This window comes from Sphingomonas sp. ERG5 (genome assembly GCF_000803065.1).
GTDB lineage: Bacteria > Pseudomonadota > Alphaproteobacteria > Sphingomonadales > Sphingomonadaceae > Sphingomonas.
On the sequence record NZ_JSXI01000063.1, the window covers coordinates 229,213 to 250,567 of the forward strand.

General features: G+C 66.4%; 20 protein-coding genes. 11 read left to right on the forward strand and 9 right to left on the reverse strand.

Annotated elements, in window-relative coordinates:
* Window positions 1-49 precede the first annotated feature (49 nt).
* Window positions 50-1,684 carry an SDR family oxidoreductase gene (locus tag OO12_RS20815; protein WP_034160699.1) on the reverse strand — a complete coding sequence of 545 codons (1,635 nt, stop codon included), beginning with the start codon at window positions 1,682-1,684 and terminating at the stop codon, window positions 50-52.
* Window positions 1,681-2,106 (reverse strand): thiol-disulfide oxidoreductase DCC family protein, encoded by a 426-nt coding sequence (locus OO12_RS20820; protein WP_034160623.1) that lies wholly within the window; start codon window positions 2,104-2,106, stop codon window positions 1,681-1,683. Before OO12_RS20820 ends, OO12_RS20815 begins: the two co-directional genes overlap by 4 nt.
* 63 nt (window positions 2,107-2,169) lie before the next feature.
* Between OO12_RS20820 and OO12_RS20825 the strand changes: the two genes are divergently transcribed.
* Window positions 2,170-2,829 (forward strand): GNAT family N-acetyltransferase, encoded by a 660-nt coding sequence (locus tag OO12_RS20825; protein ID WP_200887526.1) that lies wholly within the window; start codon window positions 2,170-2,172, stop codon window positions 2,827-2,829.
* A 311-nt stretch (window positions 2,830-3,140) separates the two neighbouring features.
* On the opposite strand, the gene OO12_RS20830 is transcribed toward OO12_RS20825, so the two are convergent.
* Genes OO12_RS20830 through OO12_RS20840 form a run of 3 tightly spaced genes read right to left on the reverse strand, consistent with a single transcriptional unit; the run spans window position 3,141 to window position 8,538 of the window.
* Entirely contained in the window at window positions 3,141-4,016 is an 876-nt protein-coding gene (locus OO12_RS20830; protein WP_152616561.1) for a DUF4886 domain-containing protein, read from the reverse strand.
* Window positions 4,017-4,028: 12 nt separating this feature from the next.
* Window positions 4,029-7,148 carry a TonB-dependent receptor domain-containing protein gene (locus tag OO12_RS20835; protein ID WP_034160625.1) on the reverse strand — a complete coding sequence of 1,040 codons (3,120 nt, stop codon included), beginning with the start codon at window positions 7,146-7,148 and terminating at the stop codon, window positions 4,029-4,031.
* A 19-nt stretch (window positions 7,149-7,167) separates the two neighbouring features.
* Complete coding sequence (locus tag OO12_RS20840) at window positions 7,168-8,538, reverse strand: dicarboxylate/amino acid:cation symporter (protein WP_052216116.1); 1,371 nt, start codon at window positions 8,536-8,538, stop codon at window positions 7,168-7,170.
* Between the two features lie 237 nt (window positions 8,539-8,775).
* On the opposite strand from OO12_RS20840, the gene OO12_RS20845 reads away from it, so the two are divergent.
* A complete protein-coding gene (locus tag OO12_RS20845) occupies window positions 8,776-10,530 on the forward strand; it encodes a sensor histidine kinase (RefSeq protein ID WP_034160702.1) in 1,755 nt (584 codons plus the stop codon).
* Entirely contained in the window at window positions 10,530-11,870 is a 1,341-nt protein-coding gene (locus OO12_RS20850; protein ID WP_034160626.1) for a sigma-54-dependent transcriptional regulator, read from the forward strand. The genes OO12_RS20845 and OO12_RS20850 overlap by 1 nt, the downstream gene beginning before the upstream one ends.
* On the opposite strand, the gene OO12_RS20855 is transcribed toward OO12_RS20850, so the two are convergent.
* Window positions 11,867-12,280 (reverse strand): hypothetical protein, encoded by a 414-nt coding sequence (locus tag OO12_RS20855; RefSeq protein WP_160296864.1) that lies wholly within the window; start codon window positions 12,278-12,280, stop codon window positions 11,867-11,869. The genes OO12_RS20850 and OO12_RS20855 overlap by 4 nt on opposite strands.
* Before the next feature lie 155 nt (window positions 12,281-12,435).
* Here OO12_RS20855 and OO12_RS20860 point away from each other — a divergent pair, with 155 nt between their 5' ends.
* The 4 genes from OO12_RS20860 to OO12_RS27145 all read left to right on the forward strand — a co-directional run bounded on the left by OO12_RS20860 (window position 12,436) and on the right by OO12_RS27145 (window position 15,947).
* The gene (locus OO12_RS20860) at window positions 12,436-12,690 is read left to right on the forward strand and encodes a hypothetical protein (protein ID WP_034160628.1); all 255 of its coding nucleotides are present in this window, start codon (window positions 12,436-12,438) and stop codon (window positions 12,688-12,690) included.
* Between the two features lie 30 nt (window positions 12,691-12,720).
* Entirely contained in the window at window positions 12,721-13,812 is a 1,092-nt protein-coding gene (locus tag OO12_RS27140; RefSeq protein WP_160296865.1) for a sensor histidine kinase, read from the forward strand.
* A complete protein-coding gene (locus OO12_RS20870; protein WP_034160629.1) occupies window positions 13,809-14,612 on the forward strand; it encodes a LytR/AlgR family response regulator transcription factor in 804 nt (267 codons plus the stop codon). Before OO12_RS27140 ends, OO12_RS20870 begins: the two co-directional genes overlap by 4 nt.
* Window positions 14,613-14,675: 63 nt before the next feature.
* On the forward strand, window positions 14,676-15,947 hold the full coding sequence (locus OO12_RS27145) for an SMP-30/gluconolactonase/LRE family protein (protein WP_152616562.1): 1,272 nt from the start codon (window positions 14,676-14,678) through the stop codon (window positions 15,945-15,947).
* A gap of 119 nt (window positions 15,948-16,066) precedes the next feature.
* Here the strand turns inward: OO12_RS27145 and OO12_RS20880 are convergent, their stop codons facing one another.
* Complete coding sequence (locus OO12_RS20880; RefSeq protein ID WP_034160630.1) at window positions 16,067-16,690, reverse strand: TetR/AcrR family transcriptional regulator; 624 nt, start codon at window positions 16,688-16,690, stop codon at window positions 16,067-16,069.
* A 111-nt stretch (window positions 16,691-16,801) separates the two neighbouring features.
* Here OO12_RS20880 and OO12_RS20885 point away from each other — a divergent pair, with 111 nt between their 5' ends.
* Genes OO12_RS20885 through OO12_RS20895 form a run of 3 tightly spaced genes read left to right on the forward strand, consistent with a single transcriptional unit; the run spans window position 16,802 to window position 19,213 of the window.
* The gene (locus OO12_RS20885; protein ID WP_034160631.1) at window positions 16,802-17,269 is read left to right on the forward strand and encodes a hypothetical protein; all 468 of its coding nucleotides are present in this window, start codon (window positions 16,802-16,804) and stop codon (window positions 17,267-17,269) included.
* Window positions 17,270-17,304: 35 nt separating this feature from the next.
* The gene (locus OO12_RS20890; RefSeq protein ID WP_160296866.1) at window positions 17,305-18,063 is read left to right on the forward strand and encodes a putative quinol monooxygenase; all 759 of its coding nucleotides are present in this window, start codon (window positions 17,305-17,307) and stop codon (window positions 18,061-18,063) included.
* A gap of 43 nt (window positions 18,064-18,106) precedes the next feature.
* Window positions 18,107-19,213 carry a hypothetical protein gene (locus OO12_RS20895; RefSeq protein WP_034160632.1) on the forward strand — a complete coding sequence of 369 codons (1,107 nt, stop codon included), beginning with the start codon at window positions 18,107-18,109 and terminating at the stop codon, window positions 19,211-19,213.
* Window positions 19,214-19,228: 15 nt separating this feature from the next.
* Here OO12_RS20895 and OO12_RS20900 read toward each other — a convergent pair whose 3' ends face one another.
* Both OO12_RS20900 and OO12_RS20905 read right to left on the reverse strand, forming a co-directional pair.
* Window positions 19,229-19,528 (reverse strand): AzlD domain-containing protein, encoded by a 300-nt coding sequence (locus OO12_RS20900; RefSeq protein ID WP_160296867.1) that lies wholly within the window; start codon window positions 19,526-19,528, stop codon window positions 19,229-19,231.
* On the reverse strand, window positions 19,515-20,213 hold the full coding sequence (locus OO12_RS20905; protein WP_034160706.1) for an AzlC family ABC transporter permease: 699 nt from the start codon (window positions 20,211-20,213) through the stop codon (window positions 19,515-19,517). Before OO12_RS20905 ends, OO12_RS20900 begins: the two co-directional genes overlap by 14 nt.
* Between OO12_RS20905 and OO12_RS28235 the strand changes: the two genes are divergently transcribed.
* On the forward strand, window positions 20,212-21,315 hold the full coding sequence (locus OO12_RS28235; RefSeq protein WP_160296868.1) for a helix-turn-helix domain-containing protein: 1,104 nt from the start codon (window positions 20,212-20,214) through the stop codon (window positions 21,313-21,315). The genes OO12_RS20905 and OO12_RS28235 overlap by 2 nt on opposite strands.
* The last annotated feature ends 40 nt before the right edge of the window (window positions 21,316-21,355 follow it).

Sequence of the window (21,355 nt, forward strand, 5' to 3'; positions counted from 1 at the left end):
TACAGGGCTGGCAACAGGGATGGCGGCTCCATGCGGGGCCGCCATTGCCTTATTCCACGCCCGACGCCAGCCAGCCGCGATAATGGATCACCGGCCCGATCAGCGGCAGCGCGATCGGCACGTCGAAATGAAAGCGGCTCTCCGCCGCCCATTCCCGCGCGACCGTGCGCGGCGCAAGCGACAAGGGCAATGGAATCCGCCAGATCGACCAATGCCGCATGATCATGGTCAGGCCCTGCTCATCCCCGGGCAGATCGAAATGGAAGCGCAACGGCCCGAAACGCTCGACGATCCGATCCCCTTCCTCGCCGAGATTGCTGTGAAAGGCCTGCCCCGAAAAGGTCCGTGTCCAACGCTCCACGCCCTGCTCTTCGCGGAATCCGACATGCAATTCATGCTCGCCCGCCCTGGGAAATCCCATCAGCGCCCCGACCAGCCGCGCCAGCGGATGCGTGCCACGCTCGACCGTCGCGCGCCCCTGTGCGCCGCCGTCACGTAGCACCTCGTGCATCCGGCGCACCTCGTCCGGCAGTCGGGCGAAGGCGTCACCCATCACCCGTTGATAGAGCGGCGCCGGCTGCGCGATCTGTCGCGTCTCGTGGCGGATCGCCATGGGGGCAAAGACCGGCTCGAAATCCGCCAGCGCCAGCATCGGTCCCGCATCGCGCGCGCCGGGCGCCAGTTCCTTCGCCACGATCCGCTCGGCGAGCAATGCGGCGGCGAGCGTCGGGATTTCGGGGCCATCGCCGGCGCTCGCGATCAGCGTCCAGCGCCGCTCGACCCGCTTGCCGCCGGCCAGGCCGAACAGCCGCACCACCATCCCCGACCGGTCCGATCCCCAGCCTGCCATCCGCCGCTGCAGCGGCAACAGCCACGACGCCAGCCCCGACAGCGACCTGATCCAGCGCCACCGCACCAGCCAGCTCGCCAGCCACAGCGTCGCATTCTGCACCGCCAGTTCGGTCCCGGCGCGGAAAATGACCGCCGGTTTGCCCGGCAACCGGTCGGGCAGCAGATCGAGATCGGGTATATCGGCCAGCGCGACCAGCCGCCGCCCCAGGGTCGTGCCGTCATCGAGCACGAAACGTTCGCTGCCCATTTCCTGCCAGCCAAAGGCGCGCGCCCAACGCTGGCCACGCCATAGCGTCAGCGGTTTGCCGGCATAGCTCAGAATCGCGGCGGCGACCGATGCGCCCGCCGCCGCGCGATTGGACGCGCTGATCGCCATCTCGATCGACATGATTTGCTCCATGCCCGTCGCGAGATCGCGGACCACCGCACTGGACAGAGCAGGCACGCTCGACGCGCCCGACACGGCGACCACCCCGGCCTGCCGCGCCGCCGCATCGAGCGTTCCGATCCCAACGACAAAGGCGCGGCCATCGGCCAGGTCGAGATAATCGATCCCGGCGGTGATGCACGCCTCGACCACATGATAGCCGCTGGTCTGGAACGGCCCGGCGGCATCGATCAGCAAGTCGGGCCGATGCTCCGCCAGTATCGCGGCAAGATCGCCATCGCGGTCCGCCTCGACCGGGCTGCAATTGGGCATCGTGCTGCAGAACGCGGCAGCCTTGTCGACATGCCGGCCCGCGACAAGCACCTTATGCCCCCGTATGGACAGTCGTCGCGACAGCCGCGCGCCGAACCCGCCATAGCCGCCCAGAATCAGCACGACGCTCACAGCACGCGGTTCCGATCCGCGGGCGAAGGCAGCCAGCATGTCTCGCGCTGGCCGAACCAGCGATAGCGGTTGCGCGCGACCAGCCGGTAGATCGGGTCGCGGATGACATGCGGCACGAGGCGCAGCACGACGGCGGCGCGCCACGGCCAGCCACACCCCGACCAGATCGCGATCACCGCATCGGAATTCATCGACACCCGGTCGCCATCGACCAGGATCAGCGTTTCGGGCTGTGTCGGATCGATGCCGTGCGCGCGGTACAACGCGTCGCCGACCGGCCCCTGCATCGAGGCGAGCCGGAAATGATGCCGACGGTCATGGCGCAGCACGAACCGGGCATTGGCCGCGCACAGCACGCACAGGGCATCGAACACGATGATCGGACCGTCCCGGGTGATCGTCGCAAGGTCGGCAGGCTGCATCCGGGTGTTAAGCCCGTGACCGGCGCGGCTGTCCAGACATGTTCCGCGCGCGACATTGGACCGATGGCGAAGATGGCGTTCCGGCCCTACGATGCGCCCATGATCACGCTACGCCGCTACCAGCCGGCTGACCTGGAGTCGCTATACGCCATTTCGCTGGCCACGGGCGAAGCGGGATCGGACGCATCGCACCTCTATGCCGACAAGCGGTTGATCGGCCTCATCTATTCAGCGCCATACGCAGTGCTGAAGCCGGACTTGGCGCTGGTCGCGGAAGATGATCAGGGCATCGCCGGATATGCCCTCGGCGTGCCGGACACGCGGTCCTGGGAGGATCATCTGGAGCAAGCCTGGTGGCCGGCGTTGCGGTTGCGCTATCCCGATCCCGGGCCGACGCCGCAGGAAGGATGGAGCGCCGACCAGCGCCGCCAGTTCATGATCCATCACCCCGGACGAACGCCACAAGAGATTGTCGCCGCTTTCCCGGCACATCTGCACCTGAATTTGCTGCCCCGATCGCAGGGACGCGGACATGGCGCCGCCCTGCTGGATGCATGGCTGACTGAAGCTGGCTCCGACGGCGTGGACGCCATCCATGTCGGCGTCAATCGAGGCAATTCACGCGCGGTCCGGTTCTGGCGGAAGGCGGGCTTCGCAGACATCACGCCGCCGGAGAGCGTCGATTCCCGGACGATCTGGATGGGCAGGCGCCAGGACAGCTAAAGCGTCGAGCGCAGTATCGGACGCCCGCATGGCGGCTGGGGCCATGCACCAAGCCAGTGCACCGGCCGGGCAACGGCAATCCTGTTCTCGACACGAAGAAAGAGCGCGGCGGCATTGGGGCACTTCGCGTTCGAGTCAGGCGGCATTGAGTGGATTTCCCACCGTCATCGCCACGAAAGTGGGGATCCCGCTTCTTTTTCTAGCTTCGGAGCAAGGCAGCGGGATCCCGGCTTTCGCGGGGATGACAGTAGCGGCTCAACCAGATGCTACGTCGCGCTCTGTCAAAGCGCCCCGGCCCGAGGGCACCACGCCTATCCCTTGGCCAGTTGCTCATATGCCACGCGCTGCAACGCGACCGCTTCGCTCGGCGAGATGCCCAGTTCGTCCGCGGCGCGTTCCTTGTCGCCAAGCGTGCGTGGGTCGATGCCAGTGATCTTTCCGAACACCATCAGCGCCTCGAGATAATAGCCATAGGTGCTGCCGTGATACTGGTCATAAGTCCACAGATCGACCTGGCCGAAGGGCTTGCCGTCATAGGGATTGGGGTCGGCCACGCCCTCGCCCATCGCGCGGGTCCAGGCTTCACCGACCGGGATTACGCCGTCGATGTCGCGCGACGATCGTTTCGCCAGATCCGACGCCGCGCGCAGGTCGGCGGTCATCACGGTGACCGGCTTGCCCAGCCACGGGCTCTTTTTCTTGTACACCATGTCGGCGCGCGCCCAGGTCGCGATCAGTTCGACATCGACCGCCGGATTGGCGGCGGTGAACATCGCGGCAAGCAGCCCGGCATTGGCGACATGCACTCGCGGATCGCCCGGTGCGTCGCGGTCGAGCACGCTATGGCCCTGCAGGATGACCACGTCCCACGCCCGGTTGAGCAGTGCGCGCTTGGTCTGGAAATGGCGGTCGAGGCCCTGGCCACCGATCGTCTCCAGGCTGACGGCGTAGTTCAACCCGGCCTGTTCGGTGAAGGTCTTGAACAGCGCCGGCATGCCGCCGACGCGTTCATTGTTGAGGTCGGTCACCGCGTCGCCGCGGTAATAATGCACCGCCGAATGGCCACCATAGGTAAAGCTGTTACCGACGAACAGGATCGTGCGCGGTTTTTGCTGTGCGGCGGCGGGCGCGACGCCTGCCTCCAGCACCGCCAATGCCAGACCCGCCTTCAGCAACAGCTTGATCATCATGTCGTCCCTTTAGAATCGCTTGCCGATAGTGACATAAAGCTGGCGGCCATAGGGGCTGTAAAGCGACCCCAGATAGCCGTCCGCCGTGATCGGCGGCTGTTTATCGAACAGGTTGCGCGCACCGAGCCGGATGCGCGTGCCGTCCAGCGCGCCGCCCTTGAAGCGATATTGCGCGTACAGATTGAACGTCGTCTGACCGTCGACGACATAGGGGTTGCCCTTATTGTCGAGGAAGCTGGTGTCGTAGACCGAGCTGATCAGATTGGCGAAGCCGCCGACCTGGATCTGATCGAGCGTCCAGGTCAGCGACCCGGTCACGCGCCATTTCGGCTTGCCGCGCACCTGGATCAGATCGCTCGCATCGGTCAGCGGGGTGGCGACATTGATGTCGCCCGCCGCACGCGCATCGAACAGCGCCTGTACCGACGGCGGCGTGTCGCGCGAATATTTGGTCAGCCGCGCGGCGTTGATCGACAGGTCGAAATCGCCGATCCCGGTCTTCTTGACGTTGTAGAGCAGCGCGAGATCGATGCCCTGCACCGTTTGCGGCAACAGATTGACGAACTGATCGCGAATCTGCGTCACGGCGCCCGCCGGGGTCAGGCCGGTGCCGTTGAAAAATGTCATGTCGTCGGCATTCGGTGCAGCGCGGATCACATTGGGATTGCTCGATCCCTTCATGCGCAGGAGATAATCGAGCACCAGTGCGTTCTGTGTGCCGAACTGGCCGACAATGCCGACCTGGCTGATCGACCAGAAATCGGCAGTCAGCGTCAGCTTGCCGAAGCGGCGCGGCCACAGCTTTGGCTCAAGGACGGTACCGACGCTCCAGTTGGTGCTGTTCTCGGGCTTCAGATCGGGATTGCCGCTGACGAAGATCGAAAAGCTGACGGTGCGCTGGCAGCCGGGAAAATCCGGAATACGGGGCTTGGGCACCGCGCGCAGATCGGCTTCGCAACGATAGGAATCGATGGCCGATCCGAGCCGTGAATATTGCTCCGTCTTGGTCTGTTCGAGGTTCGGCGCGCGGAAGCCCTTGGACCAGGAACCGCGCAGCCGGATCCCGTCGACCAGATCCCAGGCCGCAGCGATCTTCGGCTTCGCGACCGATCCGAAGTCGCTGTAATGCTCATAACGCCCGGCGAGTTGTACGTCGAAGCGGCGGACCAGCGGGATGTTCATGTCCGGGCCGACGACCGGCACCGCCAGCTCGGCAAAGCCGGAGAGCACGGTGCGGGCGCCCTGTGTGCTCGGCGTCGGGCTGACTGCGGCGACGTTGCTGAGCGAGGTTTCGCCGGTCACCGAATCCTTGAAGACAATGTTGCCGTTGAGGTTGGCGTCGCGCTCGTCGCGCTGGGTTTCGTGTCGCGCCTCGACCCCGAAGGCGATACCCAGATCGCCGCCGGGCAAGCGGAGCAGGTCGGGCCGCGACAGTTTGAAATCGGCCAGGCTGAGCGTGGTGGTCGATTGCCGGCGCAGCTTGAACTTGATTGCGTCGATCGCCGCCTGCGACGAGGGGTTGCAGTCGCCGATGGTCGGCGTCTTCGAGCAGCCGCCATTGAACGGGTTGTACGCATCGGGCGTGGACAGTGCGAGGCTGCGCTGCAGCGCGGTCATGTCGATCGCGTCCGAGCGGTCGGTCGCCTGCGCCTTGGAATAGAGCACGGCGGTGTCGAAATCGAAGCTGCCGATCCTGCCCTTCAGCCCGCCGAGGAAGCGTGCCTGCCAATTCTTCACATCGACATATTGCGGCCCGGTATCGACGAAGCGATAGGTCGATAGCCGCACCGGAAGCCCCGCGATCGGTACGTTGGTCAGGCCGGGGATGCGGTTCGGATTGAGCGTGCCATTGGCGAAGGTCACCGGACCGAACGGATTCCAGTAATTGCTCGCCGGGACGACGATCGCGTTGAGATTGATCGTCGGCGGCTGGATCGCGTGCGTCTCGGCCTGGTAATAGCCGATCTCGGTATAGGCGGTGACGGTATCGCTGATGTCGATATGTGCGGTCAGGAAGCTGTTGTAGCGCTGAATGCTCGGCGAGACGGTGGTGCCGATCGCGCCGTCGAACCGCTCCTCGCGCAGCGCCCCCGCGGTCGCGCGCGTGCCTGAGCCATAACAGGTGTCGGCATTGACCGCGACCAGGCAACCCGGGCTGGTGATCGACTGGGTATGGAATGCACCGGCCAGGCTGGTGAGCGACGTTGCGCCCGCCTTGATCGTGCCCGGGCCGCCAACGACCGCGAAATTGGCCCAGGGCGACTGCGTCGCGCGCCCGTCCGAGCCGAGGTTGGGAGCGAATCTGGGATCGTCCGCGAAATAGGAGCGCAGGTCGGCGGTCGCGGTATAGGGCTGATCCTCGGCGAGCTGCGCGGTGCGCCTGGTATAATCGACGAACAGCGAGATGTTGCCGCGCCCGTCAGCGAAATTGGTGCCGCCGAACGCGGTCACCTCATATTCCTTGCGGTGCGTACCCTCGGCATATTGATAGCGGCCATCGACCGTCAGGCCCTGGAAATCGGTCTTGGTCACGGTGTTGACGACGCCGGCAACCGCATCCGCGCCATAGATGGCGGCGGCGCCGTCGCGCAGGATTTCGAGCCGCTCGATACCCGCGACGGGAAGCGCGTTGGAATTATAGCCAAGCACGGGAACATTGCCCTCGCCGGCCTGGCTGGACGGATGCTGCACCAGGCGGCGACCGTTGAGCAGCACCAATGTGTTGCCGGTGCCAAGGTTGCGCAAATTGATCGAATTGACGTCGCCGCGCGCGGCATTGCTGGTCTGCGGGTTGTTCGACGGATTGAAGCTGACATCGCCCATTTGCGGGATCGAGCGGATCAAATCGTCGCCCGACAGCGCGCCGGTCGCATCGATCTCCTTCGCGCTGACCACCGTCACCGGCAATGCCGCGGTTGAGCTGGCGCCCTTGATCTGCGAGCCGACCACGACGATGTCGCCCTCGGGCTGCGGTGTCGCCGCGTCGTCCGGGAGGGTCTCCGGCGCTGCCGCTTGCGCACTGTTCTCGATCGGCTGCGGCGGCGCCTCCTGTGCAAAGGCGATGCCCGAAATGGTCAGCGCAATCAGCCCTGTTCCCGCGCGAAGCGCGGCACGAAGCCCCCTGGTCATATATATCCTCCCCGGTCGATTATGGTTTTTCGGTCATGATTCCGCTGTCGTCGCCGAGTTTTGGGGCGACGAAATTTGAGGACATGAGATCGGTGGTCCCACGGTTGGCGAGCGTCGCGGTCAGCTGGTCGCGGTCGAGCGCATTTTCCCAGCGCGCGACGACGATCGTCGCGACGGCATTGCCCATGAAATTGGTCAGGCTGCGGCATTCGCTCATGAAGCGGTCGACGCCGAGGATCAGCGCCATGCCAGCGACCGGCACCGATGGCACGATCGACAGCGTTGCGGCGAGCGTGATGAAGCCCGCGCCGGTCACGCCGGCCGCGCCCTTGGACGACAGCATCGCCACGCCGAGCAGCGCCAGTTCCTGCCCCAAGGTCAGGTCGACATTGCACGCCTGCGCGATGAACAGGGCGGCCAGCGTCATATAGATGTTGGTGCCGTCGAGATTGAACGAATAGCCGGTCGGCACGACCAGCCCGACCACCGCCTTGTCGCAGCCGGCGCGTTCCAGCTTCTCCATCAGACTGGGCAAGGCGGCCTCGGACGATGACGTACCGAGCACGAGCAGCAGTTCGGCCTTGAGATAGGCGATCAGCTTGAGGATCGAAAAGCCGTGCAGCCGCGCGACCGCGCCGAGCACCACCAGCACGAAGAACAGCGACGTCAGATAGAAGGTCGCGACCAGCGCACCGAGATTGACCAGGCTGCCGACGCCATATTTGCCGATGGTGAAGGCGATCGCGCCGAACGCACCGATCGGCGCGACACGCATCAGCACGGAGACCAGCTTGAACACCACGATCGCGGTGCGCTCGACCAGGTCGAGCACCGGATCCGCCGGCCGTCCGACCAGCAGCAGCGAAACGCCGAACAGGATCGCGACGAACAGGGTCTGCAGGATCGATCCCTCGGTCAGCGCCGAGACCAGGGTCGTCGGCACGATCGCCATCACGAACCCGGTGAAGCTCGTCTCGGCTGCCTGATGGCTGTAATCGGCGACGGCAGCGCTGTGCAGCGTCGCGGGGTCGATATTCATCCCCGCGCCCGGCTGGACGAGATTGGCCACGATCAGCCCGACGATCAGCGCCAGGGTGGAGAAGAACAGGAAATAGCCGAACGCCTTGCCGGCGATGCGTCCGACGGTCGACAGCTCGCGCATTCCGGCAATGCCGCTGACCACGGTCAGGAAGATCACCGGCGCGATGACCATCTTGACCAGCTTGATGAAGAAATCGCCGAGCGGCTTCAATGCCTCGCCGGTCGCGGGCCAGAAATGGCCGACGACGACACCTGCCGCGATCGCCACCAGCACCTGGACGTACAGGTGCGTGTAGATCGGCTTGCGGCTGTCGGTGCCGGGCAACGCTGTGGTGGCTGTGACTTTCATGGATCCCCTCTTGCGGCGCGGCTTGTGCGCCGGGCCTCTTGTAGCTGGACCCTCGCCGGCTATCCTAATCGGGCAACCGGGCCATGCCAGCGATCCGACGTATCGGGACAAGCTGTTGATAATTATCGATTATCATTCCACCATACGGCAATCGAGGCCCGGGTTCTGTGCGATAATACGCACAGTATTTTTCGACATGTGTGATATGCCGCTCAAGTGAATCGCTTCCGTGCTCGCTTGACCCTGGCCCTTGTTCTGCTGCTCGCCGGCATCGCCGCGCTGGTGCTGGTCAGCGGGCGCTGGGCGCTGGGCGAGGCGGACCGCAGCACCGATGGCGCGGCGCGCCAGACAGCCAGCGCGCAGGCCGGGCTGCTCGCCAGCGAACTGCAGAAGTTCCGGCTGCTGCCGCTGGTCCTGATCGACTATCCCGATGTCGCAGCAGTGCTCGATGGCGGCGACGCGGCGGCGCAGTCGCGGCTCAACGGCACGCTCGAATTGCTGGCCGGCCGCACCGATGCCCAGGCGATCTATGTCATCGACGCGCACGGCCGCACGCTTGCGTCGAGCAATGCGCGGCTGCCGACCAGTTTTGTCGGGCAGAATTACGCCTTCCGGCCCTATTTCAGGGACGCGATGCGCACCGGCGGATCGGAATTGTTCGCGCTCGGCACGGTCAGCGGCCGCCCCGGCCTGTATCTCGCGCGCCGCGTCGACCGGGGCGCGCGCGCGCTTGGCACGGTGGTGGTCAAGGTCGAATTCGACCGGCTCGAACAGGCCTGGGCGCGCGCCGGCGGCATCAGCTTCGTGACCGATGCGCATGGCGTGATCCTGATCACCAGCCGCGCCGACTGGCGCTTCCGCACCACCCATGATCTTGACGCCGCGACGCTGGCCGATGCGCGCCGCACCTTGCAGTTCGGCGCGAAACCGCCGATTCCCGCTCCCCTGACACTGGCTGGACCCTCGGCAACCATTGCGCTGGGCAATCGCGCGGCGCGGTACCGCGTCGCGACAGAAGTCGCCGCGCTGACCGGCGCGCATCTGGTCCGGCTCGAACCGCTTGAACCGGCGCTTGCCGCGGCCACGACGCGGGCGCGATTATGGGGCGCGGCGATCCTGTTGCTGGTCGGGCTCGCCGCCGGTTTCTTCATTCGCGCCGCCGATACGCGGCGCTTGCAGAATGAAGCGCGCGCCGCGCTGGAAAAGGAAGTCGCGTACCGCACCGTCGAATTGCGCGACGCCAATGCCCGGCTGACGGTCGAATCGCACGAGCGGATCGAGGCCGATCGCCGCTTCCGCGCCGCGCGCGAGGAACTGGCCCAGGCCAACCGTCTCGGCTCGCTCGGTCAGATCACTGCCGGCGTCGCGCACGAAATCAACCAGCCGGTCGCCGCGATCCGCACCTTTGCCGAAAACGCCATGCGTTTCCTCGATCGCGGCGCCTCCGACACCGCACGCGGCAATCTCGACCAGATCGTCGGCCTCACCGCGCGCATCGGCACGATCACCGCCGAACTCCGCTCCTTCGCGCGGCGGCGCACACCGACGACCGGTGCGGTGCCGATCGGATCAGTGATTGACGGCGCCTTGCTGCTGATCGGCGAACGCGCGCGCGGCGTGATCACTGTCGATTTGCCCGTTCCCTTACGCGAAACTGCCGTGGTCGGTGACCGGGTGCGGCTCGAACAGGTGCTGATCAATTTGCTGCAGAACGCGCTCGACGCGGTCGAGGGCCAGGCGGCGCGCCAGGTCGCGATCCGCGTCAGCGGCGATGAGATGGTCCAGGTGGCGGTCGCCGACACGGGCGCCGGCGTGGATCCGGCGATCGCCGATGCGCTGTTCACCCCCTTCACCTCGGCCAAGCCCGAGGGACTGGGTCTCGGCCTCGCCATCGCCCGCGATATCGCGCGTGAGTTCGGCGGTGATGTCGCGCTTGCGCCCTCGCCTTCGTCCGGCGGCGCCATTTTCCTGTTCACCCTGAGGCGCGCCTGATGTTCGACACCAGCACTTCGGTCATCTTCGTCGAGGATGACGACCAGCTCCGTCTCGCCACGGTGCAGGCGCTCGACCTGGCCGGGTTCGACGTACGGCCTTTTGCAAACGCGCCCGATGCGCTGGCCGCGATCACCAAGGAATTCGCCGGTGTCGTCGTGTCGGATATCCGCATGCCGAGGATGGACGGGCTGCAACTGCTCGATCATGTCCGGGCGCTCGACGCCGACATCCCGGTGATCCTGGTCACCGGGCATGGCGATGTGACCATGGCGGTATCGGCGCTGCACAATGGCGCGTTCGATTTCCTGATCAAACCGTTCGCCGCCGATCATTTGACCGCCAGCGTCACCCGGGCACTCGAGCGGCGCCAATTGGTGATCGACAATCGCCGGCTGCGCGCCGCGGCGGCGGAGAGCGACAGCGACGGTCCGTTGATCGGCGAGAGCGCGCCGATGGTCAGCTTGCGCGCGACGATCCGCCAGCTCGCCCAGGCCGATGTCGATGTGCTGGTCGAAGGCGAAACCGGCACCGGCAAGGAACTGGTCGCGCTGATGCTGCACCGGCTTGGTCCACGGCGCGGACGGCCCTTCGTCGCGGTCGATTGCGCCGCGCTGCCCGAGGCACTGGCCGAGACCGAATTGTTCGGCCATGCCGCCGACAGTGTCGCGCACACGCGGCTACCGCGCGCCGGCCGCATCGCCGCATCGAATGGCGGCACGCTGTTGCTTGACGAAATCGACAGCATGTCGCCGGCAATCCAGGCCAAGCTGCTGCGCGTGCTTGAGGAACGCGAGGTCCTGCCGGTCGGTGCTGATCGTCCCCAGCCGGTCGACCTGCGCGTCGTCGCGACGAGCAAGCGCAACCTGGCCGAGGCAGTGGCGGACGGCGCTTTCCGCGCCGATCTATTCTATCGTCTCAACGTCCTGCGCTTGCGCGTGCCGCCGCTCCGCGAGCGCGCCGGCGATGTCCTCGCGCTGTTCGCGACATTCGTCGAGGAATTCCGCCAGCGCCTCGATGCCGCCGATGTCGTGCTCGACGATGCGCTGCGGCGCAAATTGCAAAGCCATGACTGGCCCGGCAATGTCCGAGAGCTGCGCAACTTCGCGCTGGAAACGGTGCTCGGACTGAAAGCGCCGGACGATGCCGTGCCGCTTCAGCCCGGCGCCGACCTGCCCACCCGCGTCACTCAGTTCGAAGCCAAGGCGATCGAGGATGCGCTGCGTGCCAGCGGCGGCAGCGTGGCCCGGGCGCTGACCCTCCTCGGCATTCCACGCAAGACCTTCTACGACAAGATCACCCGCCACGGCATCGATCTCGCCGCGTTCCGGGGCACCTAAGCTTCCGCGTTCCAGTCCATCACTTCGGTCGCGCCAATCCACAACGAACGCGACCCGCGCGCGTCGCGCTCGACGCGCAGGCGCAACCCCCAGCCGCGGATCGTGTCGATCGGATCACTCGCGCCCAGCGCGGCGAATTTGCGCCGGATGCGGAACACCAGCACTTCGCACGTGTCGCCGCCCGCGCCATGGTCGACCAGCACCTGGCGAATGTCCGCCCAACGCGCGCGTTCGCGCTTGATCAGATGCGCGACGATCACCGCCTCCATCGGCGAGAGCGGCACGCGCCGCCCGTTCCAGCAAATCTCGATCGGGTCGAACGTCGCGGTCAGCGCGCCGCGCTTGATCAGCGGACGGCGGCTTTCCTCGGCGGCTGATGGCGATGACGGCATACGCACTTCCTCACTCATGGATTGGAAATCGGAATGGCGCTGCGTCCGGACTCACGTCCGCGACCCGGTATTCCGCACCGCATATCCGTTTTGCCATTCGAATCGCTTCCGTACTGACTACGCCCGTAATCATCATGACTACGCATGTAGTCAATTGCCTGAATGCTCAATGAATGCAGCCCGACCCTTTGGCCGCACGTGTCGGCGGAGCGGAAGGCGGCGGGGCGGAAAGCGGCGGGGCGGAAAGCGGCGGGGCTTGTCCAATGGCCGGCACGGGATGCGATGCGGTCCATGCCGTGATAGTAATCGTGCACGCTTGCGCCCCGATCCGCGACGTCGCGAACAGCATCGAGACGCAGGTGAACGGCATAAAAGGTTCCAATGGCACGCTGGGGCCGACCAACGTCACGCACGCCCGTTTTCCCTGAACCGGCCGCTCGCTACGATGGACTATGGACATGATGACTGACGCCTTTGTCGCGGAGACGGAAAGCACCCGGCTGGTGCGCCGCACCACGACATGGTTCATCCTGCTTTTCTGGTTCGCCCAGGTCACCATGCTGACCATCCTGCGCCATCTCAATCTGGGCGAAGAGGAGAAGCTGGCCTTTCTGTTGCCCCGGCTGTGCGTGACGCTGATCGGCGTCGGCATTTCCTTCGTCATCGCCGATCGGCTGCGGCGGCTGGCAGGGCGGTCGATGCGGGTGAAGATCGGTACCGCGGCGCTGCTGGCGCTGATCGGGTGCCTGATCCATGGCGGCGCCAATATCGCGCTGTTCCGGCTGCTGGTCGAAGGATCCTATAGCGAGACCTTCGATGCCGGCATGTTCCTTGGCGCGCTGCTGCAATGGTTCTGGGCTTATGCCGCGCTCTGCGCGCTGTTGCTCGCCATCACCTCCAGCCTCGAACTGGCCGACCGCGAACGCCGCATCGCGCATTTGCAACGCGTCGCACACACCGCGCAGTTGCGCGCGCTGCGCTATCAACTCAATCCGCACTTCATGTTCAACACGCTCAATTCGATCGCCTCGCTGATCTCCCGGCGTGACGCGGAGACGGCCGAGCTGATGGTCGAGAATCTCGCCGATTTCCTGCGCGCGGGCCTGTCGCTCGACCCGCAGGAGGATATCCCGCTGGCGCGCGAGATCGAGCTGCAATCGCTTTACCTCGCGATTGAGACGCTGCGCTTCCCCGACCGGCTCAAGGTCGAGATCGATATGTCCCCCGACACGGCGGGCGCACTGGTGCCCGGCCTGATCACTCAGCCGCTGGTCGAGAATGTCGTGCGCCATGCCGTCGCATTGAGCGTCGAACCGGTCAGGCTGCACATCGTGGCGCGGCGGGCGGGCAACCGCCTGCACATCAGCGTGCATAACAGCGCGGCGAAAGGCGGCACCGCCTCGGCCAGCAAGGGTACCGGGGTCGGCCTGGCCAATGTTACCGACCGGCTGCGCGCGCAGTTCGACACCGATTGTGCTATCAGCAGCGGACGGGATGAGGATGGGGGATTTCTGGTCATGATCGACATTCCCTTTTCGACCGCAGGGTGACGCCGGTCATTCGCCTGTTGCTGTGCGATGACGAACTGCTGGCGGTCCAGCGGTTGCAGGACCTGCTCGAACGGATTGACGGGGTGGAGATCATCGGTACCGCCGCCAGCGGCACGGCGGCGCTGGCCGATATCGCGGCGCTCGCGCCCGATGCCGTGCTGCTCGATATCGAAATGCCCGCGCTTGACGGGTTCGATGTGGTCGAGGAGCTCGCGCGGACGGGGGAAGCCGCGCCGCTGATCGTGTTCGTCACGGCTTACCCGCATTTCGCCGCCTCGGCATTCGAAACCGGTGCGACCGATTTCCTGACCAAGCCGATCCGGCTCGGCCGGTTGCAGACCGCGATCGACCGCATCCGCCGCTCGATCGAAGACCGCAGTGCGCAGTCCCGGCTCCAGGATCTTGCCGGACAGCTCGACGCCTTGCGCCGCGAACGCGCCGGGGACCTCACCGAACCGCGTCACCTCTGGGTACAGCGTCGCGGGGAGACGGTGCGGGTCGACCTCGACCGGGTCGACTGGGTCGCAGCGGAGGGTGAATATGTCCGCCTCTATCTCGGCGACGCCAATTACCTTCATCGGGAATCGCTGACGGCGATCCTCGAACAGCTCGATGCGCAACGCTTCACGCGCATCCACCGATCGTGCATCGTCAATCGCGACCGCATCGCCTCGGTTCGCCGCTTGCCGACGGGCAGTTACCAGCTCACCACCGATACCGGAAACCGCTTGCCGGTCGGGCGCAGCTATCGCCGGGCCGTGCGCGAAATGATCGCGAACGGCAGGATCATATCATGCTGAACCGGCGGGACGATTGAGCCCGGCGGTGCCGCATCACGACGGTCGCCCGATGGCGGAATGGTCGTGACGCTCGCGCTCGTTCCGCGCCGCAAGCCTGTCTGGCTAGCGGTCGTTTTGCTCCCCCTGTTCGCTGCGAACGATGCGCCAGTCGGCGACTTCTTCGGTGTCCGCGCGCTCTGGCAATCGGCCCGCGACATCGCCGCGACGCGGGCCGCCGATCGTGCCGCGGCGTTCGACCGGGCGATCCTGGCATCGCCCGGCAATAATGGCCTGCTCCTGTCCGCGATCGGCGCGGCGTTGCACGCGCATGACCGGGCCCGGCTGCGCACCCTGCTCGCGCGCTTCGTCGCGCAGGGCGGCACGCTCTCCGCCAAGGGGACGACAGCGATCACGGACGAACTCGGCGCATTGGCCGGCGATCCGCTGGTCGCCGCGCTTGCCGCCAACGACACGCCGGTCGCGCGCGGCAGCGTTGCGGCGAGACTGCCGGCGACGATCCGGCTGGTCGAAGGGATCGCTCATGATCCTCGCGCTCACGCGACCTATGTGTCGAGCGTCGTCGGCCGCGCGATTTACCGTATCGACGGCGCCGGGCGAGCGCGGCAATTCCGGCGGGTTCCCGCCGGTCTCGGCGCGCCGATGGCCTTGGCGATCGATCCGCCGCGCAAGCTGCTCTGGGCGGCGCTCGATCCCGGAGCGCCCGGCGCATCGGGCAAGGGCGGGGTACTGAAACTGTCGCTCGACGGGCCCGGTCGGCAGCTGATTCCGGGACCGACCGGCGACGCCATCAGCCTTGGCGACATTGCACCTGGGCCGGACGGCGGCATCTTCGCCGCCGACAGCCGCGGCGGCGGCGTCTATCGCTGCCGGCCCGGCTGCACCCGGCTCGAAGTCGTGCTCGCGCCGGGCGTGCTGCGCAGTCCGCAAGGCATGGTCGCATCGGCCGACGGACGGCGACTCTATGTCGCCGATTATGCCTATGGCCTGGCGGTGGTCGACCTCGCGACCGGGACAGCGCGACCCGTGCGCACCGCGCCGGGCGTGGCGCTCGACGGCCTGGACGGCCTCACCGCCTGGGGTGGCCGGATCGTCGCGGTGCAGAATGGCTGGCGCCCCGCCCGGCTGATCGCGATCACCCTCGACCCCGCCGGGACCCGCGCGGTCGCGGCAGGACTCCTCGCCCGCGCCGGCCCGTTGCGCGATCCGACTCAGGTGACCATCGCCCATGGCGCCATGCTGGTCGTCGCCAATGCGCAATGGGATTTGTACGAGGATTCGAAGACACCCGCCACCGTACGGCAGGCACCGACCGAGCTGCTGCGCATTCCGCTCTGACGGACGGAGCAGATGCTCTCTTGCCCGCCGATGGGGCGAATGCCGAAATCGGTCGATTTCGGCAACGTCCCCGCGTCAGGCAACGCCCATCTCACCTTGGCGCCGCGCCTCTGTTCAGCTCAAGCCGGTAACCCCATCATCAGGCGCAAGCGACGCGCACAGGCGCGCAGTGCCGTGGCGTCCTGCCGCGCCTTGGCGATCGACATCGCGCCAGTGAACATCGCCACCACGGTATCGGCCAGCCCCAATGCATCGCCGGCGACGAAATCGGCATGTCCCGCCCGTTCGTCACGGTCGAGGCGTGCGGCGATCGCATCCTGCCAGGCGCGATATTCGCCTTCGACCGCCCGGCGCAGCCCGTCATCGGCAAGCGACAGTTCAAGCGCCAGATTGCCCAGCGGGCACCCCGACACCGATCCCTGCCGGTCGAGCGCGTCGGCGGTTTCCTCGAAGACCGCAACCACGCCTTCGGCCCCTGACGCCGCGCCATCGACCGCCGCGATCCAGGTCTCGGCAATCTCACCCGAGACACGCTCGGCGACGACGGCCAGCGCAAGATCCTTCTTGGTGGGAAAGTGATGATAAAGCGCGCCCCCGGTCACTGCCGCCGCGCGCACCACATCATGCATGCTGGTCGCGCCATAACCCTGCGCCTGGAATGCGCAGGCCGCTGCGTCGATCACGCGCTTGCGCATCCCTGCCGGGTCGTTCTTGCGAAATTTCGCCCGTTCCGCGCGCGCCATTCGTGCCTCCTGACTTCGCACCGCGGATAGCATCATTGACAAAACCGGACAACCGGTCTGTTATGGCAATATCAGACAGGGAGTATGCGAGTCGTGGGTCAGGACGAGACAATGACGAAGGGCGCAAAGGGCTTCGATTTCCTCCACGGTCAGTGGCGGGTCACACACCGCAAGCTGACGGCCAGGCTCTCCGGGGCGCGGGACTGGTTCGACTTTCCCGGCACGCTTCGGGTCGATCCGGTACTGAATGGCCTGGGCAATATCGATATCAACGACCTCGACGATCCCGGCGGCGCGTATTGCGCGCATTCGCTCCGGTTGTTCGACGCGCCGACGAATTCATGGTCGATCTGGTGGATCGACCGGCGCTCGCCCGCGATCGATCCGCCGGTGGTCGGCGGGTTCACGGGGCGCAAGGGGGTTTTCTTCGGCGACGATCTCTTCGCCGGCAAACCGATCCGGGTGCGCACCACCTATGAGCCAATCGACGAGGCGCACGCCGAATGGACTCAGGCCTTTTCGGCCGACGGCGGAACCAGTTGGGAGGTCAACTGGATCATGGCGTTCCACCGCTCATGATCACGACACCCTTATCGCGCAGGAGAATGATCGGCATGACCATGACCGGACTCGCAGCCCTGGGCAGCGGCGCCATCGCCGCCGGCCCGCCCGAAACGCAACCCGTGATCGAGGTGCGCCAGTACAAGATCGTCAAGGGCCGCCGCGACGCCATGATCGCACTGTTCGAGCGCGAATTCATCGATAGCCAGGAAGCGCTCGGCATACGGATCATCGGGCAGTTTCGCGATCTCGACGATCCGGATCGCTTCACCTGGGTCCGCGAATTTACCAGCATGACGGCGCGCGCAACCGCGCTCAACGCCTTCTATTTCGGACCCCATTGGCAAGCGCATCGCGATGAAGCCAATGCGCTGCTCGACGACAATGACAATGTCCTGCTGCTGCATCCGGCTGCGCCCGATCTCGGGTTCGGCCCGCAAGCCCGATCGGCGGTGGCGGGAGGCCCGGGCGAGCTGGTGGTCGCAACGATCCATTATCTGTGGAAAGACGCCGATGAGGGTTTCGCGCGTTTCTTTCACGATCGGATGCGGCCGGCGCTGATCGCGGCGGGACTGCCGATACTCTCCGCTTATGTCCCCGAACGCGCGCCGAACAATTTCCCGCGCCTGCCGGTGCGGCAAAGCGAGAAACTGTTCGTCTGGTTCACCCGCGTTGCCGACAGTGCCGCTTATCACCGGGCAATGACGGCGGTGCGGGCCGACGCGACGATCGGCCCGGCGCTCGCTGACTACGAGGAACGTGCGCCGCAGATCCTGCGGCTGGCGCCCACGCCGCGTTCGGCGTTGCGCTGATCGGATGCATTGCCCCGGCCCGCCGGCGGGCTAAGCTGGCGGGATGGACATCGGCACATTCCGCATCGCCCGAGTGATCGCCATGATCGGCGCGGCGCTCTTGTCGTTCGCAGCGCCGATCGCCCCGGCACAGGATCTGATCCCCGATCAGCCCCCCGTCCCTGCCCCGCCGCCCTGCCGCATGGTCGGCGATGTCCCGAGCGCGGCCGGCATGGTGCAATTCATCCGCATCGACCCCGCCGCCGCCACGCGCATGGCGGAGATCGGACTCGACCGCGCAGGCATTTTCGCGCGCATGGCCGAGACATCGATCCCCGAAACCATGGGCTGCTGGGCGATGCCGGCGGGCAATTTCGACAGCCAGCTGATCTCGGTCGGCATGGCGCAGTGGAATTTCGGCACCGGCAGCCTGCAGCCGGTGTTGCAGCGATGGCGCGACGGCTTTGGCTCGACCGGACGCTTCAAACAGACGCTGAAGGCGCTGGCGCCGACCTATGGCAAATTGCTCTTTTCGAAGGCGTGCCGCGCGGTGCCGGTGGGCGACACGTGCCGCGCCGCGATCCTTGCCGCGGAGGATGCGACCGGGCGGCTGAACCCGGTGCTGACCGCCGAGCTGGCTGCGATCTTCGAGAGCGACGCCATGCTGCAAGTGCAGGCGGACACCTATATCGACTTGCTCGACGCGGTGCGGCTCGATCTGCTGCGCGTCTTCCCGACCGGGCCGATGACTCTGCGCAAAGTGCGCTGGGCGATCGACACGCGCGTGCAACAGGGCTTCCTGCCCGGCGACGAGGATGTCGCACGGCTGCGCGCCAAACTGTCTGTCATGCCCGAGGCCGAACGCTGGCCGCGGCTGCGCGCGATCATCGCCTGGTACAAGGCGCTGGCCGAGACGATCGATCAGGATGGCGTGGCGCGTGACCATGGCTGGAACGTGCAGCGCTGGAACTGCCTGATCGATGCGACCGCGATCGATGCCGAACAATATGAGTTGCTCAGCCTGACATTCCTGCGCAGCCGCACCGCGATCGGCAATAGTGGCCGCTGGCAGGCGCTGACGTTCGAGCGCCGCGCGAAGATCATCCTTGGCGTCGGCAGCGTCAGCGGCAAGCGCGACGGCGATTGCCCACTTCAGCCGCCAGCCTCGTAACGTCCCCGATGCCGGTCAGAGCAGCCTGACCAGCGCGGTCGCCGACACCGCAACTGCCATCGCCAGCAGCGACGAGCGCCGGATCAGCATCGCGACCGTCGCGGCGCTGACACCCACGGCCAGCGCCACGTCCCCGGCCAGGACCACCGGCACCACGAACGCGGCAAGCGTACAGGTCGCGAGATGGTCGAGCAGCCGCCGCACGGAATCGGGCACCTGGTTCGTCGCGACCAGCCACGCGCCCAGGATGCGCGTGGCATAGGTGGCGAGCGCCATCATGCCGATCGCCAGGGCCGACATCTCAGCGCCGGGCATCGAGCGCATAGCCGAATATCGCGCCGATCAGCGCCGCCACGATGATCGCCCAATGCGTCGGCATGACGAGCGAAAGCCCGGCCGCCGCGCCACCCGCGACGATCCAGGGCGGCACGTCGCGTGGCCCTTTCGCGGCAGCGATCAGCACGCAGACGAAAAAGGCCGGCATCAACGCATCGACCCCGAACTGGCGCGGATCGCCGATCGCCGCACCGGCGAACGCACCAACCAGAGTCCCCGCGACCCAGCTCAGCCAGAGCAGCAAGCCGCCGCCAAGCAAATGGCCAAGGTCGCGTTCGCCGCCGATAATCGCCTGCCGGGTCGAGGCCCAATTGGCGTCGCTGAGCACCGCCAGCACAGCATAGCGCCGCACCGGCGGGGCGGCGCCGAGATAGTCTCCCAGCGTCGCGCCGAGCACGACGTGGCGGCCGTTGATCGCCAGCGTGGTCATCAGGATCGCGAGCCAGGGCAGCGGATAATGCCATAAATCGAGCACGGCATATTGCGCCGCCCCGGCAAAGACCAACCCGCTCATCGCCGCCGCGGTCACCGGCGTGAAGCCGGCTTCGACCGCCGCCGCGCCGAAGCCGATGCCGAACACCGCAACGGCGATCGCCGCGGCGAACAGATCGCGAAACCCGCGACCGACACCGGCAAGGGACAAGCTGGTTGGCGCATCGGGCATGGCGCCATCCTTATCGCCGCGCGCGTGGCGGGCAAGTGACGCGAATGCCAATGCGCTCAACATCGCGCCAATCGTTGAGATTGGCATGATCTTCGGCCATAAGATGATGATGCCAGAAAAACCCTCTTCCCATCCGCCCCATTCAGTCGCCGTCCTGGCCTATCAGGGCCTGTGTCTGTTCGAATATGCGACCGCGCTGGAGGTGCTGAGCAACCGCCGCTCGACCGAGGGCGAACTGCTTTATGCGGTGGCCAGCTTCTCGCTCGAAGGCGCGGCGATCATGACCGATCGCGGCGTGCCCCTCACCGTCCCCGCGGCGGACCAGGTATTTTACGACGCGCAGACCATCATCGTGCCCGGATGGCGCATGGGACCGGTCCCGGACCAGATCGCCGCCGCGCTGGCCATGGCGCATCGGCGCGGCGCGCGCATCGTGTCGATCTGCACCGGCGCGTTCGTGCTCGCGGCGGCGGGGCTGATCGATGAGCGGCGCGCGACGACGCATTGGCGATTCGCCGAGCAATTGGCGCGCGACCATCCACGCGTCGCGGTCGATGCGATGGCGCTGTATATCGACCAGGGCAGCATCGTCACATCGGCCGGCTCGTCGGCCGGGATCGACATGCTGCTCCATCTCATGCGCCGCGATTTCGGGCCGGCCGCCTGCAACGCCGCGGCCCGGGCGATGGTCGTGCCGCCACACCGCGAAGGCGGACAGGCGCAATATGCCGAGACCCCGGTGCCCGATGTCCATCACAAGGCATTCTCGAACGTGATCGAACAATTGCGCCGCGACCCGGCCGGCGACCACCGGATCGAAACCCTTGCCGGGCTGGCCGCGATGAGCCCGCGCACCTTCTTCCGCAAATTCCGCGCGGCGACCGGGCACACACCCTATGACTGGATCCTGATCGAGCGCATCCGGCTGGCCAAGGCGATGCTGGCGGAAGGCGATTTGCCGGTCGAGCGCATCGCCGAGCGCGCCGGCTTCGCTGCCGCCGACACGTTCCGGCACCATTTCCGCCGCGTCGTCGGCACCACGCCAAGCCAGTTTCGCGCCGCGTTCCGGCACGACGGAGAATGGCCTCAGGCAGCCGAGTGATTGGCGTGATCTGCCGTTCCTTTGGCGCTGCCGACGCTCG